This is a genomic window from Sphingomonas sp. Leaf37, from assembly GCF_920939475.1.
GTDB lineage: Bacteria > Pseudomonadota > Alphaproteobacteria > Sphingomonadales > Sphingomonadaceae > Sphingomonas.
On sequence record NZ_CAKLAX010000001.1, the window covers coordinates 629,741 to 655,341 of the forward strand.

At 66.6% G+C, this 25,601-nt stretch carries 20 protein-coding genes; 13 read left to right on the forward strand and 7 right to left on the reverse strand.

The genetic code is table 11. The annotated features are described in order from the left end of the window. Nucleotides 1–2: 2 nt before the first annotated feature. The gene (locus LRA87_RS02765; protein WP_230628964.1) at nucleotides 3–968 is read right to left on the reverse strand and encodes a cation diffusion facilitator family transporter; all 966 of its coding nucleotides are present in this window, start codon (nucleotides 966–968) and stop codon (nucleotides 3–5) included. Between the two features lie 348 nt (nucleotides 969–1,316). Here LRA87_RS02765 and LRA87_RS02770 point away from each other — a divergent pair, with 348 nt between their 5' ends. Both LRA87_RS02770 and LRA87_RS02775 read left to right on the forward strand, forming a co-directional pair. Continuing rightward, nucleotides 1,317–2,705, forward strand: coding sequence for a helix-turn-helix domain-containing protein (locus LRA87_RS02770; protein WP_230628965.1), 1,389 nt, complete (start codon nucleotides 1,317–1,319; stop codon nucleotides 2,703–2,705). Between the two features lie 137 nt (nucleotides 2,706–2,842). Then, nucleotides 2,843–4,435: an isocitrate lyase gene (locus LRA87_RS02775; RefSeq protein ID WP_230628967.1), complete on the forward strand. Its 1,593-nt coding sequence runs from the start codon at nucleotides 2,843–2,845 to the stop codon at nucleotides 4,433–4,435. 230 nt (nucleotides 4,436–4,665) lie between these two features. Here the strand turns inward: LRA87_RS02775 and LRA87_RS02780 are convergent, their stop codons facing one another. From LRA87_RS02780 to LRA87_RS02790, 3 genes are read right to left on the reverse strand one after another with little or no spacing between them, the layout of a single operon-like run. Continuing rightward, the gene (locus LRA87_RS02780) at nucleotides 4,666–5,616 is read right to left on the reverse strand and encodes an aldo/keto reductase (protein ID WP_230628969.1); all 951 of its coding nucleotides are present in this window, start codon (nucleotides 5,614–5,616) and stop codon (nucleotides 4,666–4,668) included. Continuing rightward, complete coding sequence (locus LRA87_RS02785; RefSeq protein WP_230628971.1) at nucleotides 5,613–5,804, reverse strand: hypothetical protein; 192 nt, start codon at nucleotides 5,802–5,804, stop codon at nucleotides 5,613–5,615. The genes LRA87_RS02780 and LRA87_RS02785 overlap by 4 nt, the downstream gene beginning before the upstream one ends. Before the next feature lie 27 nt (nucleotides 5,805–5,831). Further along, entirely contained in the window at nucleotides 5,832–6,203 is a 372-nt protein-coding gene (locus LRA87_RS02790) for a hypothetical protein (protein ID WP_230628973.1), read from the reverse strand. A gap of 99 nt (nucleotides 6,204–6,302) precedes the next feature. Here LRA87_RS02790 and LRA87_RS02795 point away from each other — a divergent pair, with 99 nt between their 5' ends. The 4 genes from LRA87_RS02795 to metH all read left to right on the forward strand — a co-directional run bounded on the left by LRA87_RS02795 (nucleotide 6,303) and on the right by metH (nucleotide 12,184). Then, on the forward strand, nucleotides 6,303–7,271 hold the full coding sequence (locus tag LRA87_RS02795) for an ArsR/SmtB family transcription factor (protein ID WP_230628977.1): 969 nt from the start codon (nucleotides 6,303–6,305) through the stop codon (nucleotides 7,269–7,271). Further along, the gene (gene metF / locus LRA87_RS02800) at nucleotides 7,268–8,209 is read left to right on the forward strand and encodes a methylenetetrahydrofolate reductase [NAD(P)H] (RefSeq protein WP_230628979.1); all 942 of its coding nucleotides are present in this window, start codon (nucleotides 7,268–7,270) and stop codon (nucleotides 8,207–8,209) included. The genes LRA87_RS02795 and metF overlap by 4 nt, the downstream gene beginning before the upstream one ends. A gap of 126 nt (nucleotides 8,210–8,335) precedes the next feature. Next, nucleotides 8,336–9,382 carry a homocysteine S-methyltransferase family protein gene (locus LRA87_RS02805; protein ID WP_230628982.1) on the forward strand — a complete coding sequence of 349 codons (1,047 nt, stop codon included), beginning with the start codon at nucleotides 8,336–8,338 and terminating at the stop codon, nucleotides 9,380–9,382. Between the two features lie 126 nt (nucleotides 9,383–9,508). Then, nucleotides 9,509–12,184, forward strand: a complete 2,676-nt coding sequence (gene metH / locus LRA87_RS02810; RefSeq protein WP_230628984.1) for a methionine synthase — start codon at nucleotides 9,509–9,511, stop codon at nucleotides 12,182–12,184. Nucleotides 12,185–12,290: 106 nt separating this feature from the next. Here metH and LRA87_RS02815 read toward each other — a convergent pair whose 3' ends face one another. Further along, nucleotides 12,291–13,499 (reverse strand): cation:proton antiporter, encoded by a 1,209-nt coding sequence (locus tag LRA87_RS02815; RefSeq protein ID WP_230628986.1) that lies wholly within the window; start codon nucleotides 13,497–13,499, stop codon nucleotides 12,291–12,293. 208 nt (nucleotides 13,500–13,707) lie between these two features. On the opposite strand from LRA87_RS02815, the gene LRA87_RS02820 reads away from it, so the two are divergent. Then, nucleotides 13,708–14,634: a right-handed parallel beta-helix repeat-containing protein gene (locus tag LRA87_RS02820; RefSeq protein ID WP_230628987.1), complete on the forward strand. Its 927-nt coding sequence runs from the start codon at nucleotides 13,708–13,710 to the stop codon at nucleotides 14,632–14,634. A 14-nt stretch (nucleotides 14,635–14,648) separates the two neighbouring features. On the opposite strand, the gene LRA87_RS02825 is transcribed toward LRA87_RS02820, so the two are convergent. Continuing rightward, nucleotides 14,649–15,101, reverse strand: a complete 453-nt coding sequence (locus tag LRA87_RS02825; protein ID WP_230628990.1) for a hypothetical protein — start codon at nucleotides 15,099–15,101, stop codon at nucleotides 14,649–14,651. A 61-nt stretch (nucleotides 15,102–15,162) separates the two neighbouring features. Further along, nucleotides 15,163–16,827 carry an alkaline phosphatase family protein gene (locus tag LRA87_RS02830; protein ID WP_230628992.1) on the reverse strand — a complete coding sequence of 555 codons (1,665 nt, stop codon included), beginning with the start codon at nucleotides 16,825–16,827 and terminating at the stop codon, nucleotides 15,163–15,165. 72 nt (nucleotides 16,828–16,899) lie between these two features. Here LRA87_RS02830 and LRA87_RS02835 point away from each other — a divergent pair, with 72 nt between their 5' ends. The 6 genes from LRA87_RS02835 to LRA87_RS02860 all read left to right on the forward strand — a co-directional run bounded on the left by LRA87_RS02835 (nucleotide 16,900) and on the right by LRA87_RS02860 (nucleotide 25,588). Then, nucleotides 16,900–18,915, forward strand: a complete 2,016-nt coding sequence (locus LRA87_RS02835) for a protein-disulfide reductase DsbD family protein (RefSeq protein ID WP_230628994.1) — start codon at nucleotides 16,900–16,902, stop codon at nucleotides 18,913–18,915. A 133-nt stretch (nucleotides 18,916–19,048) separates the two neighbouring features. Further along, complete coding sequence (locus LRA87_RS02840; protein WP_230628996.1) at nucleotides 19,049–20,563, forward strand: circularly permuted type 2 ATP-grasp protein; 1,515 nt, start codon at nucleotides 19,049–19,051, stop codon at nucleotides 20,561–20,563. Next, nucleotides 20,563–21,498, forward strand: a complete 936-nt coding sequence (locus LRA87_RS02845) for an alpha-E domain-containing protein (RefSeq protein ID WP_230628998.1) — start codon at nucleotides 20,563–20,565, stop codon at nucleotides 21,496–21,498. Before LRA87_RS02840 ends, LRA87_RS02845 begins: the two co-directional genes overlap by 1 nt. Next, on the forward strand, nucleotides 21,498–22,301 hold the full coding sequence (locus LRA87_RS02850) for a transglutaminase family protein (RefSeq protein ID WP_230629000.1): 804 nt from the start codon (nucleotides 21,498–21,500) through the stop codon (nucleotides 22,299–22,301). The genes LRA87_RS02845 and LRA87_RS02850 overlap by 1 nt, the downstream gene beginning before the upstream one ends. Nucleotides 22,302–22,419: 118 nt before the next feature. Then, nucleotides 22,420–24,507, forward strand: a complete 2,088-nt coding sequence (locus tag LRA87_RS02855) for a catalase (RefSeq protein ID WP_230629002.1) — start codon at nucleotides 22,420–22,422, stop codon at nucleotides 24,505–24,507. 76 nt (nucleotides 24,508–24,583) lie between these two features. Further along, nucleotides 24,584–25,588 carry a cell wall hydrolase gene (locus LRA87_RS02860; RefSeq protein WP_230629004.1) on the forward strand — a complete coding sequence of 335 codons (1,005 nt, stop codon included), beginning with the start codon at nucleotides 24,584–24,586 and terminating at the stop codon, nucleotides 25,586–25,588. Nucleotides 25,589–25,601 lie beyond the last annotated feature (13 nt).

The following is a 25,601-nucleotide window of genomic DNA, read 5'->3' on the forward strand; positions in this document are numbered from 1 at the left end:
CGTCACGGCTGCTCCGGCGGCCGGATGGTCGCCAGCGTCGCGGCATTTTCATGCTTTTCCGGGCGGATATAGATCGAGCTCAGCATCGGCACGGCGATGCGGAGCTGGTCCTCCATTTCCTCGATCAGTCGCTCGCCATCGCCCATCGTCACGCTGTCGACGAAATCCGCGCTGACCGCGACGAAGATCGCATCGGGCGCGGTGTGGATCGTGCGAACGTGGTTCACCGCCGTCACCGCCGGGTGGCGGGCGATGATGTTGCGCACCGTCTCGACAACCTTAGGGTTGGCTCGTTCGCCAATCAGCAGGCCCTTGGCCTCCCGCGCCAGAAGCACCGCAACCAGACCCAGGATCAGGCCGATGACGATCGAGGCGACGCCATCGATGCGCGGATCGGCGAATGCATGGCTCGCCCAGACGCCGATCCCGGCGATGACCAGGCCCGCGAGTGCCGCCGAATCCTCGAACAGGACGATGAAGCCTGCCGGGTCCTTGCTTTGACGGATCGCGCGCCACCAGCCGCTGTCGCCCTTTGCCTTGCGAAATTCGCGCATGGCGATGAACCACGACGATCCTTCGAGGGCGAAAGCGATGACGAGGACGATATAGTTGACCAGCGGATCGCTGAGTTCCTCCGGCTCGACGATGTGCAGATAGCCTTCGTACACCGATACGCCGGCACCGACCGCGAAGATCAGGATCGCGACGACAAATGCCCAGAAGTACAGCTCGCGACCGTAACCGAAGGGGTGGATCGCGTCGGGCTTCTGCCTGGCGCGATGCTGTCCATAGAGCAGCAGGATCTGATTGCCGCTGTCGACGCAGCTGTGCACGCCCTCGGTCAGCATCGACGACGATCCGGTGATGCCCGCCGCGACAAATTTCGCGACGCCGATCCCGAGATTGGCAGCGAGCGCACCGTATAGAACGATATTCTCGCGGATGCGGGCGGTCAGTCCTTGACTCATGCGGGGTCCTTGTCGGCGTCCGGGGGGGCGCGGAGGCGATACGCGCGAAGGGACGATGGGGGTCCGACCGGCGTATCCGCAGCCGCCTCGCCACGCCGTCTGTGCCGCGATCATATCGCACGAGCCCTGAAACGGAATGACCGCCGGAGCACGAAGCGCCGGCGGTCACCTTTCCTCCCCAGGAAACTTTCGAAAATTCCGTTAGCTAGAGAGTGGGCTTCGGGGCAGTGGGCGGTGACCGGCGAGCAAGGTCATGGTGTATACCGCGTAGACAGTGCCGCTGGTCATGCTGTAAGGAATTGACAAGTCGCGTTGCATACCGGACCTTCTGTACCGGAAGGAGCTGGAGTGGCGGATCGGAAACTATTTGCTGGCCATGCGGTGCGACGGCTGCGGCGACAGGCCGGGCTGACGCAGGCGGCAATGGCGGAGGTGCTGGCGATTTCGTCGAGCTATCTCAATCTGGTCGAGCGCAACCAGCGGCCGTTGTCGGCGGCGCTGCTGGTCAAGCTGGCCGAATCCTACGACTTCGATCCACGTGCCTTGACTGCGGGAGAACCGGGTGGCGGCGAAGCGGCAATGCGGCGGCGGCTGGCAGACCCGATATTCGCCGACCTTGAGATCGATCGGAACGAGGTGGGCGAATGGCTCGCCGGCGCCCCCGGCGGGGCGGAGGCGTTCGCGCGCGCTTATGATAAATTGGGTGCCGGTGGCGGTGGTGGCGCTTCGGAGGGCGTCGATCCGGTCGCCGAGGTGCGGCGCGAGATCGAGCGGTGGCGGGGGCATTTCGCCGATCTGGACAGCACCGCCGAGGCGCTGGCCGACGAACTGCGGCTGGGTGCGGGCGATCTGTATGGCGCGATCGCCGAGCGGTTGCGGGTCAAGCATCAGCTCACCATCCGCATCCTGCCCGTGGATGTCATGCCCGACCTGTTGCGGCGGCTCGACCTGCATGCGCGGCAGTTGCAGTTGAGCGAGGTGCTCGATTCGGCGTCGCGGACCTTTGCCGCGGCGTATCAGCTCGCGCAGATCGAGGCGCGGGCGGAGATCGAGGCGCTGGCCAAGGGCGCGGCGTTTGCGGATCGATCGTCGGAGCGGTTGTTCCGGCGGCATCTCGCCAGCTATTTCGCCGCGGCGGTGATGATGCCCTACGCGCGGTTCCTGCGGGCGTGCGAGACGACGGGGTATGACCTCGAACTGTTGCAGCGGCGGTTCGGGGCGGGGTTCGAGCAGGTGGCGCATCGGCTGACGACGCTGCACCGCGTGGGCGCGCGGGGACTGCCGTTCTTTCTGATCCGGATCGATCGCGCCGGGCAATGTTCGAAACGTTTCTCGGGGGCGTCGGCGTCGCCGCTGGCGGAGGCGGAGGGGCGGTGCCCGTTGTGGCGGCTGCATCAGGCGTTCGACCGGCCGGGGAGCCTGGCGGTGCAACTCGTCGAGCTGGAGGACAAGGCGCGCTGGCTGACGATCGCGCGGACGGTGACGCCGCAGCGGCGACGTTATGGCGGGGTGCTCGCCGAGTTCGCGGTGGGGATCGGTGTCGCGGCGGAATTGGGAGGAGCGCTGGCGGTGGCGCGGGGTGTCGACCTGAAGGGGGATGCGACGCCGATCGGGCTGGGGTGTCGTGCCTGCCATCGCACCGATTGCCCGCAGCGATCGGCGCCGCCGGCGGGGCGGGCGTTGCTGATCAACGAGCGCGATCGGGGGGTGTCGGGGTTCACCTTCGCTGGAGATTGACTGTAACGATCCATACAAAATTACAGAAATATCGAAGCTGGTGTTACAGATCGACGCCATTTCTAGCCTCGTTCAGGCTGTGTCTGCTGTCAACATCAGTACAGATCGCCTCATTCGTACAGAGTGAGGACGTGGATATGACGTATCAGCAGCAGATGGGCACCGCCAGCCAGGCCATCGGTGCGCAGGCGACCTGGGGCGGGATCGACGCGGAGTCGGTCGCTCGCATGCGCCTCCAGAACCGGTTCCAGACCGGGCTCGACATCGCGCGCTACACCGCTGCGATCATGCGCCGCGACATGGCGGCCTATGACGCCGATCCGGCGGCGTACACGCAGTCGCTGGGCTGCTGGCACGGCTTCATCGGCCAGCAGAAGATGATCAGCATCAAGAAGCATTTCGGCACGACCGACAGGCGCTACCTATATCTGTCGGGCTGGATGGTCGCGGCGCTGCGCAGCGACTTCGGGCCGCTGCCCGACCAGTCGATGCACGAGAAGACGAGCGTGCCGGCGCTGATCGAGGAGCTGTACACGTTCCTGCGACAGGCGGATGCGCGCGAGCTGAGCCTGTTGTTCCGCGAACTCGACCATGCGCGCGAGGCGGGCAATGAGGTCGAGGCGCAGCGGCTGATGCAGGGAATCGACAACCACCAGACGCATGTCGTGCCGATCATCGCCGATATCGACGCAGGCTTCGGCAATGCCGAGGCGACGTATCTGCTGGCGAAGAAGATGATCGAGGCGGGGGCGTGTGCGCTCCAGATCGAGAATCAGGTCAGCGACGAAAAGCAGTGCGGCCATCAGGACGGCAAGGTCACCGTGCCGCACGAGGACTTCCTCGCGAAGGTGCGCGCCTGCCGCTACGCATTCCTGGAGCTGGGCGTCGAGGACGGCATCATCGTCACGCGTACCGACTCGCTGGGCGCGGGCCTGACCAAGCAGATCGCGGTGAGCAAGACGCCGGGCGATCTGGGCGACCAATATAACAGCTACCTCGATTGCGAGGAGGTGACCGACCTGTCGACGATCAACGGCGACGTCATCATCAACCGCGACGGCAAGCTGATGAAGCCCAAGCGGCTGCCGTCGAACCTGTTCCAGTTCCGCGAGGGCACCGGCGCGGATCGCTGCGTGATGGATTGCATCGCGTCGTTGCAGAATGGTGCGGACCTGTTGTGGATCGAGACGGAGAAGCCGCACATCGAGCAGATCGCATCGATGGTCGACCGCATCCGCGAGGTGATCCCGAATGCGAAGCTGGTGTACAACAATTCGCCGAGCTTCAACTGGACGCTGAATTTCCGCCAGCAGGTGTATGATGCCTGGGTTGAGGCTGGGCGTGACGTGTCGGCGTACGATCGTGCGCGGCTGATGTCGGTCGATTACGACGGGACCGAACTGGGGGCGGAGGCGGACGAGCGCATCCGGACGTTCCAGAAGGATGCGGCGGCGCGGGCGGGGATTTTCCACCATCTGATCACGTTGCCGACCTATCATACCGCGGCACTGTCCACCGACAACCTCGCCAAGGAGTATTTTGGCGACGCGGGGATGCTGGGGTACGTCAAGGGCGTGCAGCGCAAGGAAATCCGCGAGGGGATCGCCTGTGTGAAGCACCAGAACATGTCCGGGTCGGACATCGGTGACGATCACAAGGAGTATTTCGCTGGCGAGGCCGCGCTGAAGGCCGGCGGGGCGCACAACACGATGAACCAGTTCGCGGCTTGATGCTGCGTAGAGGTTGAGGGGGCCTGCTCCCTCTCCCCTTTGGGGAGAGGGTTGGGGTGAGGGGTTGGTGCCTCGCAGAGGGGTGGTCTCGGTGAGACTCCGCCCCTCACCCAACCCTCTCCCCTGAGGGGAGAGGGCTATCGCTGTTTTATGCGGCGGTGGTGTTGGGCGGTTGCGTTGGTCATTGATGGCAGCTCCCTCTCCCCTTTGGGGAGAGGGCTATCGTTATTCTACGCGCCGGCGGTGTCGAGGCGGTTTAGTTGGTCCTTGGTCAGGTTCAGCTCCATTGCGGGGAGCAGGTCTTCCAGCTGCTCGACCCGCGTTGCGCTGGCGATCGGGGCCGTTACGCCTTCCTGCGCGATGAGCCACGCCAGCGCGATCTGTGCCAGCGTTGCGCCGATTTCCTCGGCGACCGAGTCCATCGCCTTCAGTACCTCAGCGCCCTTGCCTTCGAGCAGGTCCCCCATGCGGCCGCCGCGGACGCTCTGGCCGAGGTCGTCCTTCGTCCGGTACTTGCCGGTGAGGAAGCCGGAGGCGAGGCCGTAATAGGGGAGGACGCCGATATTTTCGGTGATGCAATAATCCTGCAACTCGCCCTCGAACTTGTGGCGGCTGACGAGGTTATATTCGGGCTGGAGGACGTGATAGCGGGGCAGGCCGCTCGCCTTGGCGGCGTCCACCGCGGATTTGAGGCGCGCGGCGTGGAAATTGGAGGCGCCGAGGACGCGGACCTTGCCGGCGTCGATCAGCTTGCCGAACGCTTCGAGCACCGCCTCCTGCGGGACGGCATCGTCGTCCTGATGCGCGTAATAAAGGTCGATGCGGTCGGTGCCGAGGCGCTTGAGCGAGGCTTCGGCGGCGGCGGCGATGCGGGCGGGGGCTAGTTTCTCGCCGCCCTCGCCGGGCAGCATGCCGACCTTGGTGGCGATCAGCACCTGGTCGCGCTTGCCGCTCGTTTTCAGCCATTCGCCGATCATCGCTTCCGATTCGCCGCCGCTGTGGCCGGGGACCCAGGCGGAATAGACGTCGGCGGTGTCGATCATCGTGCCGCCGCCCGCGACGAAGGCGTCGAGCACGGCGAAGCTGGCGGCGCGATCCGCGGTCCAGCCGAAGACGTTGCCGCCGAGCACCAAAGGCGCGATCTGGAGGTCGGTGGAGCCCAAGCGGCGTTTGGCGGTCATGATCCGGTGTCCATGTCGTTGGCGGTCGCGGCGTTGAGGTCGATGCTGTTCGCGTCGAGCATCGCGGCGGCGTCGTTGAGTTGTGCGGCCTCGTCGGTGGTCACCGCGCCGGGGTCGTCGCTGCCGCCGCCGGAGCAGGCGGCGAGAAGCGACAGGGGAAGCAGCGCCGCAGAAACGATACGTGACATGTGGCGCTACTCCCCCGAATCCAAGGCTTAATCCTTCAACGAACGGCCGGCGCGTTCAAGCGCGTTGCCGGTCGCATCGACGGCGCGGTCGGCGGCGGCCCCGGCGCGGTCGGCACCGTTGGCGATCGCCGTACCCGCACGGTCGGCCCCGGCATCGAGGCGCTCGCCGGTGCGATCGGCGGCGGCACCGACCGTGTCGCCGGCATTGTCGAGGCTGCGCTCTGCCGAGCCGAACGCCTGATCGGTCGCGGCATCGACGTCGCTGACCGCGTTGCGGGTCGTCGCCTCGGTATCGGCGGCGATCGCGTTGCCGGCTTCGGCGGTCTCGTTCTGTGCGCTGGGGCTGCAGGCGGCGAGGCCGAGGGCCACGGGGGCGGCGAGGATCAGCAGGCGTTTCATCTTAATCTCCCTCAAGAACTAACCGGGCGCAAACGCGGATCGACCCGGTTCGGGTCCGCGTTGACCTCATATAAAGATATCTTTATATGTTGATGCGACATGACCCTCGCGCTCGATATCTTCCGTGCCTTAGCCGACGCCACGCGGCTGCGCATCTTTTCGCTGCTGCGCTCGATGGAGCTGTCGGTGGGGGAGCTGGCGCAGGTGCTGGGGCAGAGCCAGCCGCGGGTCAGCCGGCATGTGAAGATCCTGTGCGATGCGGGGCTGGCGGAGCGGCGCAAGGAGGGCAGCTGGGTGTTCGTGGCGCTGGGCAAGGCGGCGGCGACGCAGCCGGTGGCGGCGGCGATCGACGAACTGGGCAAGGCCGAGCCGGATCATTGGGCGGTGGCGGACGCGGCGCGGCTGGCGGCGGTGCGCGCGGACCGTGCGGCGAGCGCGGCGCAATGGTTCGAAGGGCATGCCGCCGAATGGGATGCGATCCGGTCGCTGCATATCGCCGAAAGCGAGGTCGAGGCGGCGATGGCGGGGGTGCTGGGCGACGGGCCGCTCGGCAGCCTGATCGATATCGGCACCGGCACCGGGCGGATGCTGGAGGTGTTCGGCGGGCAGGCGGACAGCGCGCTGGGGATCGACCGGTCGTCGGAGATGCTGCGGCTGGCGCGGGCCAAGCTGCACGACCGGCCCAATACGGAATTGCGGCAGGCCGACCTGTATGCGCTGCCGATGGCGGATGGCGCGGCGGATGTCGCGATCCTGCATCACGTGCTGCATTTCGCGCAGCAGCCGGGGGCGGCGATCGCCGAGGCGGCGCGGGTGCTGGGGCCGGGCGGGCGGTTGCTGATCGCGGACTTCGCGCCGCATGATCGCGAGGACCTGCGGACGCGCGATGCGCATACGCGGCTGGGCTTCGCGGACGATCAGATCGCGGGCTGGTTCGGCAATGCCGGGCTGGCGCTGGCGCGGACCGAGACGCTGAAGGGTGGCGAGTTGACGGTGACATTGTGGCTCGGGCGCAAGTCGGGCGCAAATTTGCGTGAGGTGCCTGTGAAGAAGGTTGGAGCGGCATGACGATCTCGGTGAACCAGCTGGAAGAGGCGCAGATCGCGTTGAAGGCGCCGCTGTATGCGGATGTGGCGGGCGACATCGAGGTGTCGTTCGAATTCTTTCCGCCCAAGAACGAGAAGATGGAAGAGCAGCTCTGGGACGCGGTGCGGACGCTGGAGCCGCTGGCGCCGAGCTTTGTATCGGTGACCTATGGCGCGGGCGGTTCGACGCGCGAGCGGACGCATGCGACGGTGGCGCGGATCCAGCGCGAGACGTCTTTGGCGGCGGCGGCGCATCTGACCTGCGTCGAGGCGACCAAGGCGGAGATCGACCAGGTCGCCGAGGAATATTGGGCGGCGGGCGTGCGGCATATCGTCGCGTTGCGGGGCGATCCGCCCGCGGCGGGCGCGAAGTTCGCCAGCCATCCCGGCGGGTATGAGAATGCGGCGGCGCTGGTCACGGGGTTGAAGCGGTTGCATCCGTTCGAAATCTCGGTCGCGGCCTACCCCGAATGCCACCCGGATTCGGCGGACATGGCGGCGGATATCGACAATCTGAAGGCGAAGTTCGACGCGGGCGCGACCAGGGCGATTACGCAATTCTTCCACGAGCCCGAGACGTTCTTCCGCTATCGCGACAAGGTAGCGGCGGCGGGGATCACCGCGGAGATCGTGCCGGGAATCATGCCGGTGACCAACTTCGCCAGCGTCGTGCGGATGAGCAGGATGTGCGGGACCGAGGTGCCGGCGTGGATGGCGCGGCTGTTCGACGGGCTGGAGGATCATCCCGCGGCGCGGCAGCTGATCGCGGCGACGCTGGCGGCGGAACTGAGCCGCAAGCTGTATGCGGGGGGGGTGAAGTCGTTGCACTTCTATACGCTGAACCGAGCGGAACTGGCGTTTGCGATCTGTCACCTGCTGGGTGTGCGATCGAAGCCGGTTGCCGCGGTGGCTGCGGCTTAACACGAAGAAGACCCTCCCCTTCAGGGGAGGGGTTGGGGTGGGGCCTGTCCGCGGGCTTCGGTCTCGGTGAGACGTCCCCCACCCCCAACCCCTCCCCTGAAGGAGAGGGGCTCTCAAGGACAAGACATGACCATCCGCGACACGTTCCTGACCGAGGCGGCCAAGCGCATCCTGATCACCGACGGCGCGTTCGGGACGGAGATCCAGAACTGGAAGCTGTCCGAGGCGGATTATGCCGGCTCGCTGGGGCTGACCCACGACCAGAAGGGCAACAACGACATCCTGGCGCTGACCAAGCCCGAGGTGCCGGCGTCGATCCACCGCGCCTATTTCGAGGCGGGGGCGGATATCGCGGAGACGAATACCTTCTCGGCGAACCGGATCAGCCAGGCGGATTACGGCGCGGAGCATCTGGTGCGCGAGATCAACGTCGAGAGCGCGGCGATGGCGCGCCGCATTGCCGATGAGTTTCAGGCGCGCGACGGGCGTCCGCGCTTCGTCGCGGGGGCGATCGGGCCGACCAACAAGACCTTGTCGCTATCGCCCGACGTCAACGATCCGGGCTATCGCGAGATCGACTTCGATCATTTGAAGGGCGTGTACCGCGAGCAGATCGATGCGCTGGTCGAGGGGGGGGCGGACTTCATCCTGATCGAGACGGTGTTCGATACGCTGAACGCCAAGGCGGGGATCATGGCGACGCTGGATGCCGCCGACGATCTGGGCCGCGACCTGCCGCTGATGCTGTCGATGACGCTGACCGACCTCAGCGGGCGCAACCTGTCGGGGCATACCGTCGAGGCGTTCTGGCATGCGGTGCGGCACGCCAAGCCGGTGACGATCGGGCTGAACTGCTCGTTCGGGGCGGAGCAGTTGCGGCCGCATGTGAAGACGCTGAGCGAGATCTGCGACACGCTGATCATGGTGTACCCGAACGCCGGGCTGCCGAACGAGCTCGGCGCTTACGACGAGGAGCCGGCGACGACCGCCGGGCTGGTCGGCGAATGGGCGCAGGCGGGGCAGGTCAACGTGCTCGGCGGGTGCTGCGGGTCGACGCCGGGGCATATCAAGGCGATCGCCGATATGGCGCGCGGGGTGTCACCGCGGCGCGTGCCGGTGCCGCCGGTGCGGACGCGGCTGGCTGGGCTGGAGCCGTTTACGATGGCGGCTTGAGTAAAAGCCCCTCCCCTTCAGGGGAGGGGTTGGGGTGGGGGACGTCGCCTCTGCCGAAACGATAGCCTGATGGGACAGGCCCCACCCCAACCCCTCCCCTGAAGGGGAGGGGCTAGAAAGATTGACATGACCACCACTTCCTCCGCCCAGTTCGTCAATATCGGCGAGCGCACCAACGTCACCGGATCGGCGGCGTTCAAGAAGATGATCATGGCGGGGGATTATACCCGCGCCGTCGAGGTCGCGCGCCAGCAGGTCGAGAATGGCGCGCAGGTGGTCGACGTCAACATGGACGAAGGGCTGCTCGACGCCGAATTCGCGATGACGACGTTCCTGAAGCTGATCGCCGCCGAGCCGGATATCGCGCGCGTGCCGATCATGATCGACAGCTCCAAGTGGAGCGTGATCGAGGCGGGGCTGAAGTGCGTCAGCGGCAAGCCGATCGTCAATTCGATCAGCATGAAGGAGGGCGAAGAGGCGTTCCTGCATTATGCGCGGCGCTGCATGGCCTATGGCGCGGCGGTGGTGGTGATGGCGTTCGACGAGGTCGGGCAGGCGGACACGCAGGAGCGCAAGGTCGAGATCTGCTCGCGCGCCTATGAGTTGCTGATGGGCATCGGCTTTCCGCCCGAGGATATCATCTTCGATCCCAACGTGTTCGCGGTGGCGACGGGGATCGAGGAGCATAACAATTACGGCGTCGACTTCATCGAGGCGTGCAAGGCGATCAAGGCGCGCTGCCCGCACGTCCATATCTCGGGCGGGTTGTCGAACCTGAGCTTCTCGTTCCGCGGCAACGAGCCGGTGCGCCGCGCGATGCATTCGGTGTTCCTGTATTATGCGATCCCCGCGGGCATGGACATGGCGATCGTCAACGCCGGCCAGCTCGACGTGTACGACACGATCGATCCCGAGCTGCGGCAGGCGTGCGAGGATGTGGTGCTCAACCGCGATCCCGAGGCGGGCGACCGGCTGGTTGCGCTGGCGGAGAAGTATCGTGGCACCGATGCCGTCGCCGAAAAGCAGGCAGCGGAATGGCGCAGCCTGCCGGTGACCAAGCGGCTGGAATATGCGCTGGTCAAGGGCATCGACGCGCACGTCGTCGACGATACCGAGGAATGCCGCCAACAGTTCGCGCGGCCGATCGAGGTGATCGAAGGGCCGCTGATGGACGGCATGAACGTCGTCGGCGACCTGTTCGGATCGGGCAAGATGTTCCTGCCGCAGGTGGTGAAGTCGGCGCGCGTGATGAAGAAGGCGGTGGCGCATCTGCTCCCCTTCATCGAGGCGGCGAAGGAGCCGGGCGCGAAGGGCAAGGGCAAGATCGTGATGGCGACCGTCAAGGGCGACGTCCACGATATCGGCAAGAACATCGTCGGCGTGGTGTTGCAGTGCAACGGCTTCGACGTGGTCGATCTGGGCGTGATGGTGCCGTGGTCGAAGATCATTGCGGCGGCGAACGAGAACGATGCCGACATGATCGGGCTGTCGGGGCTGATCACGCCGAGCCTCGACGAGATGGTGACCGTCGCCGAGGAGATGAAGCGGGCGGGCATGACGATGCCGTTGCTGATCGGCGGCGCGACGACATCGAAGGTGCATACCGCGCTGCGCATCTCGCCGGCTTATGACGGGCCGATCGTGCATGTCCTCGACGCCAGCCGTGCGGTGGGTGTGGCGACGACGCTGGTCAGCGATACGCAGCGCGATGCCTATGTGCTCGGGATCGCCGACGAATATGAAAAGGTGCGCATCGCGCGCGCCAACAAGGGGCAGAACGACCTGTTGCCGCTCGCCGAGGCGCGGGCGCGGGGGTTGAAGGTCGACATGGCGTTGAAGGCCCCGCCAGCGGCGCAACCGGGCGTGCACCGGTTCGACGACTGGGACCTTGCCGACCTGCGCGGCTATATCGACTGGACGCCGTTCTTTCGCGCGTGGGAGCTGGCGGGCAATTTCCCCGCGATCCTGACCGACGAGATCGTCGGCGAAAGTGCGACCGGACTGTACGAGGACGCGCAGGCGATGCTCGACCGGATCATCGCCGAGAAGTGGCTGACCGCCCGCGGTGTCGCCGGGTTATGGGCGTGCCATCGTCACGACGACGACGTCTGGGTCTACACGCGGCACAGCGAATCGCACCGCAGTCCCGATGGCGCGAGCATCCCCGAGGGGTTCCACATCCCCAACCTCGACCGGACGCAGGAGGCGACGGTGCGGCTGCCGTTCCTGCGCCAGCAGATCGCCAAGCGCGAGGGGCGCGCCAATATGTGCCTGGCGGACTTCATCGATCCGGCGGGCGACTGGATGGGCGGCTTCGCGGTCGGCATCCACGGCATCGACGAGCATATCGCGCGGTTCAAGGCGGACAACGACGATTACAACGACATCCTGCTGAAGGCGCTGGCGGATCGGCTGGCGGAGGCGTTCGCGGAGCGGCTGCATGCGCATGTGCGCACCGATCTGTGGGGCTATGCGCCGGGCGAGCAGCTGACCAACGACGCTTTGGTCCGCGAGCAATATCGCGGCATCCGGCCGGCACCGGGCTATCCGGCGTGCCCCGAGCATTCGTTGAAGCGGACGCTGTTCGCCATGCTGGATGCCGAGGCGAATACCGGGCTGGAGCTGACCGAGAGCTTCGCGATGCTGCCTACGGCGGCGGTGTCGGGGTTCTACTTTGGGCATGCCGAGGCGGAGTATTTCGGCGTGGCACGGATCGGGCAGGATCAGGTTGCGGACTATGCGACGCGGCGCGGCGTGGACGTGAAGCAGGCGGAGCGGTGGTTGCGGCCTAACCTGGATTGATCGCGCTCACCCTCACCCTATCGCCGCCTTCGGCGTCTTTTCCCTCTCCCGGCGGGAGAGGGAAGGAGCGGCGTCAGCCGCGGGAGGGTGAGGGTGAGGCGGCGCTTCAGAACCCCCGCTTGCGCAAGCCCGGATCGCGCTTCAGCATCGGGGCGACGATCGGGATCGTCAGCATCGTGCTCGCCACCGCCATCAGCAGCAGCGCGGTGAAGGTTTCGTTGGTGATGATGTGCTTGTCGAGCAGGATGTTGGCGAAGATGATCATGATCAGCGCCTTGGTCTGGAGCAGCCAGCCGATCGCCCTTGCATCGCCCTTCGGCCATTTGAGGATGCGGCCGGCGAGGTGGATGCCGGCGAGCTTGCCGCCGACCGAGGCGACCAGCAGCAGTGCGGCGGCGGCGAAGACCGCGGTGCCGCCGACGCCCCATTGCGTCTTGAGCCCGGTCGAGAGGAAATAGACCGGCATGATCGCGAGCAGGATGGTGGCGCGGAAACGATCCATCCGCTCCTCGCCGAACCAATGCGCGTCGAGCACCGCGCCCGCGAGGAACGCGCCGACCATGAAGTGCAGCCCGGCCCAGTCCGCCGCGAACCCGCAGGCCGCGAGCCAGATCAGCCCGACGTACCAGCGGTCGTTCTCCGAAATCGCGCGCAGCAGCTTGCGGATCGCCCAGGTCGCGATCGCGAAGCCGATCAGGAAGCCCGCCTGTCGCCCGACGCGTTCCCAGTCGAGCAGGATCAGCGCCAGCACGCCCCAGATCGCGATATCGTCGAGGCTGGCGTAGCGCAGCACGCGCTGGCCCAGCGGCGCGCGCAGGATGTCGAGCTTTTCCATCAGCAGCACGAGGATGGGGAGGGCGGTGACCGCGCAGGCCATGCCGATGCCGAGCACCACCTGCCAGTCCGCCCCGTCGACGCCGCGCCAGCCAGGAAAGCGCAGCATCACCATCGCGGCGAGCGCGCCTGCGACGAGCGGCACGCCCAATGCGAGGCCCGCGGTGATGCCGGTTTCGCGACGGCGCTTCCACGCCTCACCCACGTCGAGTTCCAGCCCGGCGACCCAGACGAACAGCATCACCGACCACCAGGCGATGCCGTTGAGCGCGCCCATCGTCGGCGCGGCGAACACGAAGGCGTAATAGTCCGGGAACAGCGCGCCGAGAATGCCGGGCCCGAGCAGGATGCCGCCGATGATCTGCACCACGACCAGCGGCGCCCAATAGTCGGTCCGCCCGACCCGCCAGACCAGCCACGGCAGCGTGAAGATGATGAGGATCGCGAGGAGGAAGACCTCCGTCGGTGACATCGCGTGCATCGTCGGCCTGCTTCCCCCTGGCCGGCCCCCCGGCCGCCGTCTCGTCATGCCGCCGTCTAGTCGATGCGGGCGCGGGAGTGCAATCGGGCCTGCGCGCGCCTCATTTCGGGACAGGTGCCGGCGGTGGTAACCGGCAGGGCAGCCGAGGGCGCGCGTTAACCGTGAATGTCACTGGTTCCGGAGCGGAAGGCAGGCGCAGGACGATGGCATGACCCGCGCCCTCCTCGCCCTCGCCCTAATCGCCGCGCCTGCCTTTGCGCAGAGCGGAAAGCCGTTCACCATCGCCGAGACCGGGCAGGGGTTCGACGATCTGCAGGAGGCGGTGTCGTCGGTGCGAATGGGCACCGCGACGATCAGAATCGCGCCGGGCGTCTACCGCCAGTGCGCGGTGCAGCAGGGCGGGCGGATCACGTTCAAGGCGGCCGAGCCGGGCACCGCGATCTTCGAGAAGGAGACGTGCGAGGACAAGGCGGCGCTGGTGCTGCGCGGGCAGGGATCGGTGGTCGATGGACTGGTGTTCCGCGGCTATAGCGTGCCGGACGGCAACGGCGCCGGCATCCGCGCGGAGATGGGCGACCTGACCGTCACCAATTCCATGTTCCTCGACAGTCAGGAGGGCATCCTTGGCGGCGAGCCGACGGGGCAGCGGATCACGATCGACCGCTCGACGTTCTCGGGGTTGGGGCAGTGCGACGAGGCGGTGAACTGCTCGCACTCGATCTACCTCGGCAACAAGGGCAGCGTGACGATCACCAACTCGCGATTCGAGCGCGGGACCGGGGGGCATTACGTCAAGCTGCGTGTGCCCAACGTGACGATCACCGACAACAGCTTCGACGACACCGCGGGCAAGAAGACCAACTATATGATCGACCTGCCGGATGGCGCGCGCGGGCTGATCGCGCGGAACACGTTCGTGCAGGGCAAGGGCAAGGAGAACGGCAGCGGGCTGATCGTCGTCGCGGCGGAGAGCAAGAGCTTCCCGTCGGCCGGTCTGCGGGTGGAGGATAACGATGCCCGGATGGCTCCGGGGGCAGCGGGCAATCCGGCATTCGTCGCCGACCTGAGCCATGAGCGGCTGGCGGTGGGGGCGAACCGGCTGGGCGCGGGGATGCGGATGTTCGAGGTGCGGTGAAAGTGGTCGCGAACCTATTGCGCTACGTCTGATCGACAGGTCGTCTTGGTGCCGACGACGGAGACGGTCGCGTGTTCGCCGGCGGACATCGGCGTCACGATCTTCTTCCCCTTCCAGATGAAGTTGAAGTTGACCGGGCCGAGGAGCTTGCACACTGCGCCCTTGCCGTCCGGCAGGCACATGTTTTCCAATCGGTGATAGTCCTCCACCGTGGCGGGCTCGACCGGCGAGACGCCGACCCCGGTCGCGGACGATCCGCCGACGATGAAACGCTGGCCGAAATTCATCGCGCTGACCGTCCATGTCGTCCGCCCGTCGGGGGCCGCGGGTCGATCGATGCCGCTATTCGTCGCCAACCGGGAGCAGAAGTCGCCCGTCACGGCGTTCGGTGAAGGCGGCATCGTCTGGCCGGTCAGCAGAATGAACGATACGCTTGCTGTCAGCCGCCAGATGCCGGTCACGATCATCACCCCCGTTGTTGTTCAAGATGCGGCTCGAAAACGCTGTTCCGGGAAGGCTGTTCGCACCTCACATCGCGCAGGTATCGCCTGCGCCGGGATCGAGATCGAGGCAGCGCCCGTCGAGCCCCTTAACCGGCAGGCCGATCGTCGCGGCGAGCGTCGGGACGATGTCGACCGTCTCGACCGACAGCGGCTGTTCGAAGCCGGCCATGCCCTTGCGCCAGAACAGGATCGGCACGCGGCGGTCGTAGTCCCAGGGGCTGCCGTGGGTCTCGACATAGGTCTTGCCGGGCGACACCACCGAGGTGACGCGCGGCTTGAGCAACACCAGCAGGTCGCCGGACCGTTCCGGGTCGAACGAGGCGCGGGCGCGTTCGAGCAGCGTCCAGGTTTCGGGCGGGGTGGTCGGCATCGGCGTCGCCGCGATCTGCGTGGCGGTCAGCACCGCCTCCACCCGCGGATCGGCGGCATAAAGTTTGATCGCCTCGGCGAGCACGCGGGGGCGCTGGGCGGGCGTCAGCGTGCGGGCGAGATAGACGTCGCTGTCGAAGCCGGTCTTCGATTCCGCGCTGACCAGCACCGGCCCGGCGATGCCCAATGCCCCGCCGACCGCGGCGCTCATCGCGTCGGCCTTCAGCGCGACGGGCACGTGCGCCTCCATCGGCATCGCGCGCTGCTGCTGCCGCTCGGTCATGTCGTGCGCGCCGTGGTCGGCGGTCAGCACGACCTCGTAATCCACGTCCCAGCTATCGAGCCGATCGAAGAAGCTGCCGAGCGTCGCGTCGAGTTGCGCCATCTGGATGCACATCTCCGACCCCTGCGTGCCGTTGGCATGGCCGATGTAATCGGTGGCGGAGGCACCGATCGCGATGATGTCGGTCGCAGCGCCCTGGCCGAGCTTCATGTCCTGGATCAGCCCGGCCGCGAGTGCGAAGACCGCTGCGTCGAAGGGAGGGGAATAGCGGAACTGCTTCACGTCGCCGGCGGCGCGTTCGAACCGCCCCGTGCCGAGCATCTGGTCGCCGACCGCGATGGGGAGCGACAGGCCGGCGCAGAAGGCGGGCAGCGGCAGCGCGGCCTGGGGGCGGGCGATCAGCGCGGCGGTCGCCGCCTTGGCGCGGGTGACGACGGCGGGTTCGGCGCGGCCGGCGTAGGTCGTGAAGGTCTTGCCGTCCCACCACCACAGCTCGTCGACCTTGTGGCCGCCCATCATCACCGCGGCGCGATCCTTGCCCGCGACCGAGACGACGCGGGTGGCGGGGCGCGCGGCCTTCATCATCTCGCCCAATGTGGCGACCTTCAGGTGGCGATCGCTGACGGTATAGGCATTGTGGTCGGAACCGGGGACGGCTTCGTCCTCGCTGCAATAGACGTTCTTGTCGACGCGGCCGGTGCGCTGGTCGATCCAGTTGTTGGCGATGATGCCGGTGTGCGCCGGCCGCATGCCGGTGAGGATCGTCGAATGGCCGGGACACGTCTCGGTCGCGGCATGGCTCTGGTAGCCGGAGGGGAAGACCGCGCCGGTGAGCAGACGGGCGAAGCCGCCCGTGAAATGGTTGCGATATTGCGCGAAGAGGTCGGCGGAGAATTGATCGACCGAGATCGCGACGATCAGGCGCCGCGGCTTGGTTGGCGCGGGTGAAGGCGCTGGTGCGGGAGCCGGCGCGGGTGCCTGTTGCGCTGCGACCGGGGCAGCGGTTGCGAGCAGGGCGGCGGCGATCAGCGCTTTCATCGGCGATACTCGTTTTATAGGCGTTTAAATGATCCACGGCCGCTATGGCGGTGCGCGATGGACGGGGCAAGAATGGCAAATCGAATGACCGCGGCGATGCGCGTGCTGTGTTGCGCGGTGATGACGCTGCTGGCGTTTGCGCAGGTGGCGCATGCCGACCTCGCCCCCGCCAACGGACCGCCGCATCTGGCGATGACGCTGGTGCCGGAGACGGCGAGCCCGCGCGCGGGCCAGACGCTGACGGTGGCGATCGATACGCGGCCGGAGAAGGGCTGGCACGGCTATTGGCGCAATCCGGGCGATGCGGGTTTCGCGCCGTCGCTGACGTGGGCCTTGCCCAAGGGCGCGCGGGCGGACGCCGAGCTGCAATGGCCGGTGCCGACGACGCTGCTGATCGCGGGCCTGATGAACTACGTCTACGAAGCGCCCTATGCGCCGTTGGCGACGCTGCATGTGCCCGCCGGGCTGGCGAAGGGCACGCGATTGCCGGTCAAGCTGGCGATCAATTATCTCGTGTGCACCAATGCGATCTGCGTGCCCGAGGCGCAGGATCTGACGCTCGACCTCACCGTCGGCGACGGCGCGCCTGCCGGGAACGGCCGATTCGATGCGTGGCGTGCTGCGATCCCCAAGGCGCTGGATGCGGCGGGGACGTATCAGGTGAAGGACGGCCGGCTGGTGCTGGCGGTGCCGCTGCCCGCGGCGGCGAAGGTGCAGGACGCGGCCTTCTTCCCCTATGGCCCGGACATGGTGAAATACGCCGCGCCGCAGACGGTGACGCGCGACGGCGACCGGCTGCTGATCGCGACCGAGGGTGCGCCGAAAGGGGGCATTGCGGGCGTGTTGCGGATCGGCCCGAACCTAGGACTGAGCGTGACCGCGGCGGCGGGGACGGTGGCGCTGCCGACCGATCGCAGCGGTTGGTCGGCGGCGTTGCTGGCGTTCGCGGGGGCGGTGCTGGGCGGGTTGATCCTCAACGTCATGCCCTGCGTGTTCCCGATCCTGAGCCTGAAGGCGCTGCATCTTGCGCGTGGCGGCGAGGACGAGCGGGCGGCGCGGATCGATGCGCTCGGCTATATGCTGGGGGCGGTGCTGATGTGCGTGGCGCTCGGCGGGCTGATCCTGGGCCTGCGCGCGGGCGGATCGGTGGTCGGCTGGGCGTTCCAGTTGCAGGACCCGCGGATCGTCGTGCTGCTGATCGCGCTGACCTTTGCGATCACGCTGAATCTTGCCGGGCGGTTCGAGGTGCCGGTGCCGCAATTCGCATCGCATGGCGGGGCGGCGGGATCGATCGCCACCGGCGCGCTGGCGGCGTTCGTGGCGACGCCGTGTTCGGGGCCGTTCATGGGCGCGGCCTTGGGCGCAGCGCTGGTACTGCCGTGGCCGGCGGCGCTGGCGGTGTTCGCCGGATTGGGGCTGGGGCTGGCATTGCCGTTCCTTGCGATCGGCTTCGTGCCGGCGTTGCGGCGGCGGTTGCCCAAGCCGGGCCTGTGGATGGAGCGGTTCCGGCGGGTGCTCGCCGTGCCGATGGCGCTGACCGTGTTGGCGCTGCTGTGGCTGGCGTGGCGACAGGCGGGGACGCCCGGGCTGATCGCGGGCATCGCGGTGATGGTGGCGATGTTGCTGGTGCTGAGCTTCGGCGGCAAGCGCCAGAAGCGCGGGGAGGGCTTCGGCTGGGCGCTGGCGGCAGCGGCGCTGGTGGTGCCGGCGGGCGTGGCGGCGGCGCTGACCGGCGGCGCGGCCCGGCCCGCGAAGGTCGACGGCGATGCCTTCAGCGAGGCGCGGCTGGCGGCGTTGCGCAAGGACGGGCGGCCAGTGTTCGCCTACTTCACCGCGGACTGGTGCCTGTCGTGCAAGGTTAACGAGGCGTCGTCGATCGACACCGCGGGCACGCGCGCGGCGTTCGCGAAGAACAAGGTGGCGGTGCTGGTCGGCGACTGGACCGACGGCGATCCGGCGTTGGGGCGGTTCATTCAGGCGCACAATCGCGCCGGGGTACCGCTGTATTTGTATTACGCGCCGGGTGCGGCGGAGCCGCAGGTGCTGCCGCAGGTGCTGACGCCGGGGATGCTTGCGGGGCTGAAGTAGGGAAAGCCCTCTCCCCCGAGGGGAGAGGGAGCAGAAGGGGCAGCCGTCCCCTTCCGACACAAAACGCCGCTTGTGCAGCGCAGCGATTCCGCACAGCATGGAACCTGGCAGCCGCGGGGAGCTTTACCGATCGATGGGGAAACGACCGGCGTTCGACGAAATCATGGGGATGACGGGCGATACGCCCCCACGCCCCGCACTGGCGGCCTTGGGCAAATGGCTCGACGATACGCCGGACGATGATCTGCGGCGGCGGCAGGAGGCGGCGGAGACGACGTTCCGCCAGCTCGGCATCACCTTCGCGGTCTATGGCGACACCGACAGCCGCGAACGGATCATCCCGTTCGACATCGTGCCGCGCGTGTTTCTGGCCGACGAATGGGCGCGCCTGTCCGAAGGGCTGGTGCAGCGCGTCGAGGCGATCAACGCCTTTCTCGACGACATCTACGGCGAGCGCCGCATCCTTAAGGAAGGCGTGCTGCCCGAGGACCTGATCCTCGGCAATCCGCAATTCCGCCCCGAAATCGCGGGGATGCGCCCGCCGCACGGCATCTGGGCACATATCTGCGGCATCGATCTGGTGCGCACCGGGCCGGATGAATTCTACGTGCTGGAGGACAATGCGCGGACGCCGTCGGGCGTGAGCTACATGCTCGAAAACCGCGAGGCGATGGTGCGGCTGTGCCCCGAGCTATTCCGTGAGTTCCGCGTCGAGCCGGTCGACAGCTATCCCGATCGACTGTTGGAGACGATGAAGTCGGTGGCGCCGCGTGGGTCCGCGTCGCAGCCGGTCTGCGTCGTGCTGACGCCGGGGCATTTCAATTCGGCCTATTACGAACACAGCTTTCTGGCCGATTCGATGGGGATCGAACTGGTCGAGGCGGCCGATCTGGTGGTCGACGATGATCAGGTGTGGATGCGGACGATCGGCGGGCGGGTGCGCGTCGACGTCATCTATCGCCGGGTCGACGACGATTACCTTGATCCTTTGGTGTTCCGGCCGGATTCGATGCTGGGCGTGCCCGGGCTGATCGCCGCCTATGCCGCGGGTAACGTCGCGATCATCAACGCGCCGGGCAACGGCATCGCCGACGACAAGGCGATCTACAGCTACATGCCCGAGATCGTGCGATTCTATTCGGGTGGCGAAGCGAAGCTGCCAAATGTCGAGACGTGGCGCTGCCGGGAACCGCAGGCGTTACAATACGTGCTCGACAATCTCGACCAGGTGGTGGTGAAGCTGGTCGACGGATCGGGTGGCTATGGCATGCTGGTCGGGCCGACCGCGAGCCGGGAGGAGATCGAGGAATTCCGCCGTGCGCTGATCGCCGAGCCGCATCGCTATATCGCGCAACCGACGCTGGCGCTGTCGACGGTGCCGACGCTGGCGGATAGCGGGCTGTCGCCGCGGCACGTCGATTTCCGTCCCTTCGTGCTGAGCGGGTCGAAGGGCGTGCAAGTGGTGCCCGGCGGATTGACGCGGGTGGCGCTGAAGGAAGGATCGCTGGTCGTCAATTCGAGCCAGGGCGGGGGCACGAAGGACAGTTTCGTGCTGATGGCCGATGGCCAGCACCAGACTCAGGGCCAAGGTCAGGCACAGAACCAGTCGCTGGGCGGTATGACGCAGTCGCAGGGGTTCGGCTCTTGATGCTCTCCCGCACCGCGTCCTCGCTCTATTGGCTGGGCCGCTACATCGAGCGCGCGGATTTCTTCGCACGGTTGATCGAGGCGACCGTCCGCTTCGACGTGATGTCGTCGCGCCCGGCGGGTGAGGTCGCGTGGTCGTCGGCGCTGGCGGTCACCGATACCGAAGCCGATTTCGCGGCGAGCGGCGGTGCGATGACGCAGACCGACGTGGTGCGGTTCCTGACCGTGGACACCAGCCATCCCGGCTCGCTGATCCGCTGCCTCGACCGTGCGCGCAACAATGCGAAGGCGGTGCGCACCGCGCTGAGCCGCGAGGCGTGGACCGCGATCAACCGGTCGTGGCTGGTGTTCGAGAACCGGGATCAGGTCGGCGATACGCAGGCGACGTTGCGCCTCGTCGAATCGGTGAAGAACGAAACCCGCGGGTTCGAGGGCGCGGTGCACCAGATGCTGCGTAACCAGTCGCATTGGTTCATCCGGCTGGGGCAGGCGGTGGAGCGCGCCGATAATACTGCGCGGCTGCTCGACGTGAAATACCACATCCTGCTGCCGGAGGGCGAAGTCGTCGGCGGCGTCGTCGATCGCGACCAATGGACGACGATCCTGCAAGTGGTGTCGGCGGTGACTGCCTATCGCTGGCTCTATTCGGACGGTCTGACCCCGGCGAACGTCATCGACCTGCTGATCGCCAGCCGCGAACTGCCGCGCAGTCTGGTCGCGTCGGCGGAGATCACCGTCGATATCCTCGGCCTGCTCGCCGAGCGCACCGGCAGCCATGGCGAGGCAGATCGGATGGCGCGGATGCGGGCGGCGCGGTTGGTCAAGACGCGATCGGGCGAGGTAATCGCCAGCGGCCTGCATCAATATCTGCAAGCCTTCATCCGCGAAAACGGCCAACTGCACGAGGCGATCGGCCGCCAGTTCCGGTTCGGCTGATGCGGCTTTCGATCGATCATCGCACCGTCTATCGTTTCAGCGAGCCGCAGACCCGGCTGGTGCAGATGCTGCGCATGACGCCGGAGAACAGCCACGACCAGACGGTCGCGCGCTGGCGGATCGACGTCGATTGCGACGCGACGATGCGACGGGGGCGCGACGGCTTCGGCAATGCGATCACCATGCTCTATTGCGAGGGGCCGATCGCCGACATCGAGATCGCGGTGCGCGGCGAGGTGCTGACCAGCCATTCGGACGGCATCGTGCGCGGGGTGGCGGAGGTGCTGCCGCCCGCCGTATTCCTGCGCGCGACGGATGCTACGCCGCGCGATGCGGCGATCGGTACCTTTGCGATCGAGGCTAGCGCGGGCGCAACTGGACCGATCGGGATGTTACATCGCCTGAACCGGGCGTTCAACGGGCGGTTCGGGCTGGATCGTGCGCGACCGCCAGCGGGGTTGAGTGCGGCCGACGCATTCCTGAAGCCTACCGCTACGTCACGCGATCTGGCGCAGATGTTCGTCGTGGCGGCGCGATCGCTTGGTATTCCTGCGCGCTACGTGTCGGGGTACAGCATCGTCGAGGGATCGCTGCGCCCGACACCGCATGGCTGGGCGGAAGCGCATGTGGATGGTCTCGGCTGGGTGGGATTCGATCCATGCACCGGACGGTCTCCACAAGAGGAGAGCGTGCGCGTGTCCGCCGCGCTAGACGCCTCGGGCGCCGCTCCGGTCGCCGGATCACGATTGGGTGAGGGTGAGGAAGAGATGGACGTGGCGGTAAAAGTGTCCGCCGCCCAATAGCTGACCAGACGTCGGCCCGGCATTCCGCCTTTATTCCTTTGATGCAGATCAACCTGAGGCACTGAGGCAGGTTAGTTTCGTTGTGCGGAGAATCCCTCACACCGCGAGTGCCTTCTTCATGACCGATGTTCTTGCCCGTAATCCAGGCCACGGCGGCGAAACGCACCAGGTAACCGACGCCGAGCATCCCGTCCTGACCACCAATCATGGTACGCCGATCAGTGATAATCAGAACCAGTTGAAGGCCGGCGCACGCGGACCGGTACTGATCGAGGATGAAGTCTTCCGCGAAAAGATGAACCATTTCGATCATGAGCGTATACCCGAGCGGATCGTCCACGCCCGCGGTTCTGCGGCGCACGGCTATTTCGAATGTACCGAGAGCCTTGCGGACATTACCGTCGCCGACCTGTTCCAGAAAAAGGGCCAGCGGACCGAGGTGTTCACCCGCTTCTCGACGGTCGCGGGCGGCGCGGGGTCGGTCGATACGCCGCGCGACGTGCGCGGTTTCGCGGTGAAGTTCTACACGCGGCAGGGCAATTGGGACCTCGTCGGCAACAACATCCCGGTGTTCTTCATTCAGGACGCGATCAAGTTCCCCGACCTGATCCACGCCGCCAAGATGGAGGCGGATCGCGGCTATCCGCAGGCGGCGACCGCGCACGACACGTTCTGGGACTTTATCAGCCTGATGCCCGAATCGACGCATATGGTGATGTGGGCGATGTCGGACCGGACGCTGCCGCGCACCTTTGCCAACATGGAGGGGTTCGGCGTCCACACCTTCCGCTTCATCAACAAGGAGGGGAAGTCGACCTTCGTCAAGTTCCACTGGAAGCCGAAGGCGGGCCTCGCCTCGACGATCTGGGACGAGACGGTGAAGATCGCGGGGGCCGACCCCGATTTCCAGCGCCGCAACCTGTTCGAGAGCATCGATCGCGGCGATTTCCCGACGTGGGAGCTGGGCGTCCAGTTGTTCGACGAGGAATTCGCCAACAGCCAGCCCTATGACGTGCTTGACGCGACCAAGATCATCCCGGAGGAAGTGCTGCCGGTGAAGATCGTCGGCCGGATGGTGCTCGACCGCTACCCGGATAATTTCTTCGCGGAAACGGAGCAGGCGGCGTTCGTGCCGAGCCATGTCGTGCCGGGCATCGGCTTTTCCAACGATCCGTTGTTGCAGGGCCGGCTCTTCAGCTACACCGACACGCAATTGTCGCGGCTGGGGTCGGTCAATTTCCACCAGCTGCCGATCAATTCCGCGAAGGGGCGCACGGCAGCGGCGGGGTGTCCGTTCCTGAACCAGCAGCGCGACGGCCATATGCAGATGGCGGTGCCCAAGGGGCGGGCGAATTACGAGCCGAACAGCCTCGCGAAGGCGGGCGAGGAGGCCGGCGCGCGCGAGGATCCGGAGGGTGGTTACAAGACCTTCCCTTCTGAGGAGCAGGGGCAGAAGCTGCGCATCCGGCCGGAGAGTTTCGCGGATCACTATAGTCAAGCGCGGTTGTTCTTCCGATCGATGGACCCGGCGGAGCAGGCACATATCGCCTCGGCTCTGGTGTTCGAGCTGTCGAAGGTGAGCCTGGAGCATATCCGCGTTGCGGTGATGGCAAATCTGCGCAATGTCGACGAGAGCCTGGCGCAGCGTGTCGCGGACGGACTGGCGATGGATCTGCCGAAGGCGTCGCCAACCGCCGCTCCGGTCATCGACATGGACCCGTCGCCGGCGCTGCGCATCATCCGGGGACCGCTGGAGAAGCATACGCTGGAGGGGCGCACGGTCGGCATCCTGTTCGCGGACGGCAGCGATGCCGGCGAATTGCAGACGTTGAAGGATGCAGTGAAGGCCGCCGGTGGCACGCCCCTGACGATCGCGCCCAAGGTCGGCAAGGTGCCGCTGTCGGACGGATCGTCGGTAGCCGCAGATGCGCAATTGTTCGGTCAGCCTTCTGTCACCGTCGACGCCTGCGCGGTGATCCTGTCCGAGGCCGCTTGCGCCAAGCTGCTGAAGGAGGGCGCCGCGGTGCAATGGGTGATGGATGCGTTCGGGCATCTGAAGGCGATAGGCCATAATGCCGCGGCCAAACCGCTGCTCGACAAGGCTGGGGTCGAGGCGGATGAGGGCATCACCGATCTTGCCGGTTTCGTCGAGGCAGCGAAGAAGCGCTATTGGGACCGCGAGCCCAACGTACGCACGCTCGCGTGATGGTATAATCCGGTATACGACCAACCCGACCAGCGGGTTAACCAGATAATAAGCCGTCCCCGCTATTTGCCGCAGCGTGGGGCGGTTTCGTATCTCGTATCTGGGGCAGGGGCTTCTTGCGGCAACGATGCTGATGGCGTCGTCGTGCGTTCCGCCGAAGAGCAATGGTTCGCGGATTGGGCAGGTTGTGCCGCCATCCAGTCCGCGGCAGTTGCTGCGTGATCTGGCACTCGACGTGCCGGGGGACATGCCGGGACTGGAAGGGCTGCCGGCGAAGTTGCGCGCATCGATTGGTGATGACGCCGCACCGGCACTGACCGATGCCGCACCACCCTTCCTCGCACAGATGCAAAGTCAGGACGACGCGACGCGGGCGACCGAATGCCTGACCGCGGCGGTCTATTACGAGGCGCGATCGGAAGCGGTCGACGGCCAGCGCGCCGTTGCGCAGGTGGTACTCAACCGCGTGCGGGACCGCGCCTTTCCACACAGCGTCTGCGGCGTGGTCTATCAGGGATCGAACCGGCGTACAGGATGCCAGTTTTCGTTTACGTGCGACGGGTCGATGGCCCATCGCCGCGATCCGTCCTCGTGGGCGCGCGCCCGTCTTGTCGCCGAGGCGGCGTTGGCGGGCAGCGTCTATGCGCCGATCGGGGCGGCGACCTTCTACCATACCAGCACGATCTTGCCGTGGTGGGCATCGAGCCTGTCCCGGATTGGATCGGTCGGTGCGCATATCTTCTACCGCTGGCGCGGAGCGATGGAGAATGCACTAAGCTTCCGTGCGTCCTACGCGGGCGTCGAACCGGGCGTGGCGCGGCTGGCGGGTGGCGTCGATCCCGCGGCGCAGGTTACCGCAGTCTACCGGAACAGCAGCGACGACGGTGGCGTCACAGTGCACCGTGGGAGGATGACCCGTGTCGCTGGCGTGGATGCGCCTGCCGCAGCGGCATCGACTGCGATCGTGCGGGGTCCGCGTCTGCTGACCGCAGCGGGCGTTCGTGTCCATCTGGGCAGCGAGGCGCCAAAGAACACGGTTGTCGACGGCGCGACGATCGGCGAGGAAAGCGACCCGATCTAACCCGGGGAGTCCG

What these genes read in the sequence shown, in the direction of transcription:
- LRA87_RS02765 (WP_230628964.1), bottom strand. Translation starts at nt 968, where the DNA reads ATGAGTCAAGGACTGACCGCCCGCATCCGCGAGAATATCGTTCTATAC.
- LRA87_RS02775 (WP_230628967.1), top strand. Translation starts at nt 2,843, where the DNA reads ATGACGTATCAGCAGCAGATGGGCACCGCCAGCCAGGCCATCGGTGCG.
- LRA87_RS02780 (WP_230628969.1), bottom strand. Translation starts at nt 5,616, where the DNA reads ATGACCGCCAAACGCCGCTTGGGCTCCACCGACCTCCAGATCGCGCCT.
- LRA87_RS02785 (WP_230628971.1), bottom strand. Translation starts at nt 5,804, where the DNA reads ATGTCACGTATCGTTTCTGCGGCGCTGCTTCCCCTGTCGCTTCTCGCC.
- LRA87_RS02790 (WP_230628973.1), bottom strand. Translation starts at nt 6,203, where the DNA reads ATGAAACGCCTGCTGATCCTCGCCGCCCCCGTGGCCCTCGGCCTCGCC.
- LRA87_RS02795 (WP_230628977.1), top strand. Translation starts at nt 6,303, where the DNA reads ATGACCCTCGCGCTCGATATCTTCCGTGCCTTAGCCGACGCCACGCGG.
- metF (WP_230628979.1), top strand. Translation starts at nt 7,268, where the DNA reads ATGACGATCTCGGTGAACCAGCTGGAAGAGGCGCAGATCGCGTTGAAG.
- LRA87_RS02805 (WP_230628982.1), top strand. Translation starts at nt 8,336, where the DNA reads ATGACCATCCGCGACACGTTCCTGACCGAGGCGGCCAAGCGCATCCTG.
- metH (WP_230628984.1), top strand. Translation starts at nt 9,509, where the DNA reads ATGACCACCACTTCCTCCGCCCAGTTCGTCAATATCGGCGAGCGCACC.
- LRA87_RS02815 (WP_230628986.1), bottom strand. Translation starts at nt 13,499, where the DNA reads ATGCACGCGATGTCACCGACGGAGGTCTTCCTCCTCGCGATCCTCATC.
- LRA87_RS02820 (WP_230628987.1), top strand. Translation starts at nt 13,708, where the DNA reads ATGACCCGCGCCCTCCTCGCCCTCGCCCTAATCGCCGCGCCTGCCTTT.
- LRA87_RS02825 (WP_230628990.1), bottom strand. Translation starts at nt 15,101, where the DNA reads ATGATCGTGACCGGCATCTGGCGGCTGACAGCAAGCGTATCGTTCATT.
- LRA87_RS02830 (WP_230628992.1), bottom strand. Translation starts at nt 16,827, where the DNA reads ATGAAAGCGCTGATCGCCGCCGCCCTGCTCGCAACCGCTGCCCCGGTC.
- LRA87_RS02835 (WP_230628994.1), top strand. Translation starts at nt 16,900, where the DNA reads ATGGCAAATCGAATGACCGCGGCGATGCGCGTGCTGTGTTGCGCGGTG.
- LRA87_RS02840 (WP_230628996.1), top strand. Translation starts at nt 19,049, where the DNA reads ATGGGGAAACGACCGGCGTTCGACGAAATCATGGGGATGACGGGCGAT.
- LRA87_RS02845 (WP_230628998.1), top strand. Translation starts at nt 20,563, where the DNA reads ATGCTCTCCCGCACCGCGTCCTCGCTCTATTGGCTGGGCCGCTACATC.
- LRA87_RS02850 (WP_230629000.1), top strand. Translation starts at nt 21,498, where the DNA reads ATGCGGCTTTCGATCGATCATCGCACCGTCTATCGTTTCAGCGAGCCG.
- LRA87_RS02855 (WP_230629002.1), top strand. Translation starts at nt 22,420, where the DNA reads ATGACCGATGTTCTTGCCCGTAATCCAGGCCACGGCGGCGAAACGCAC.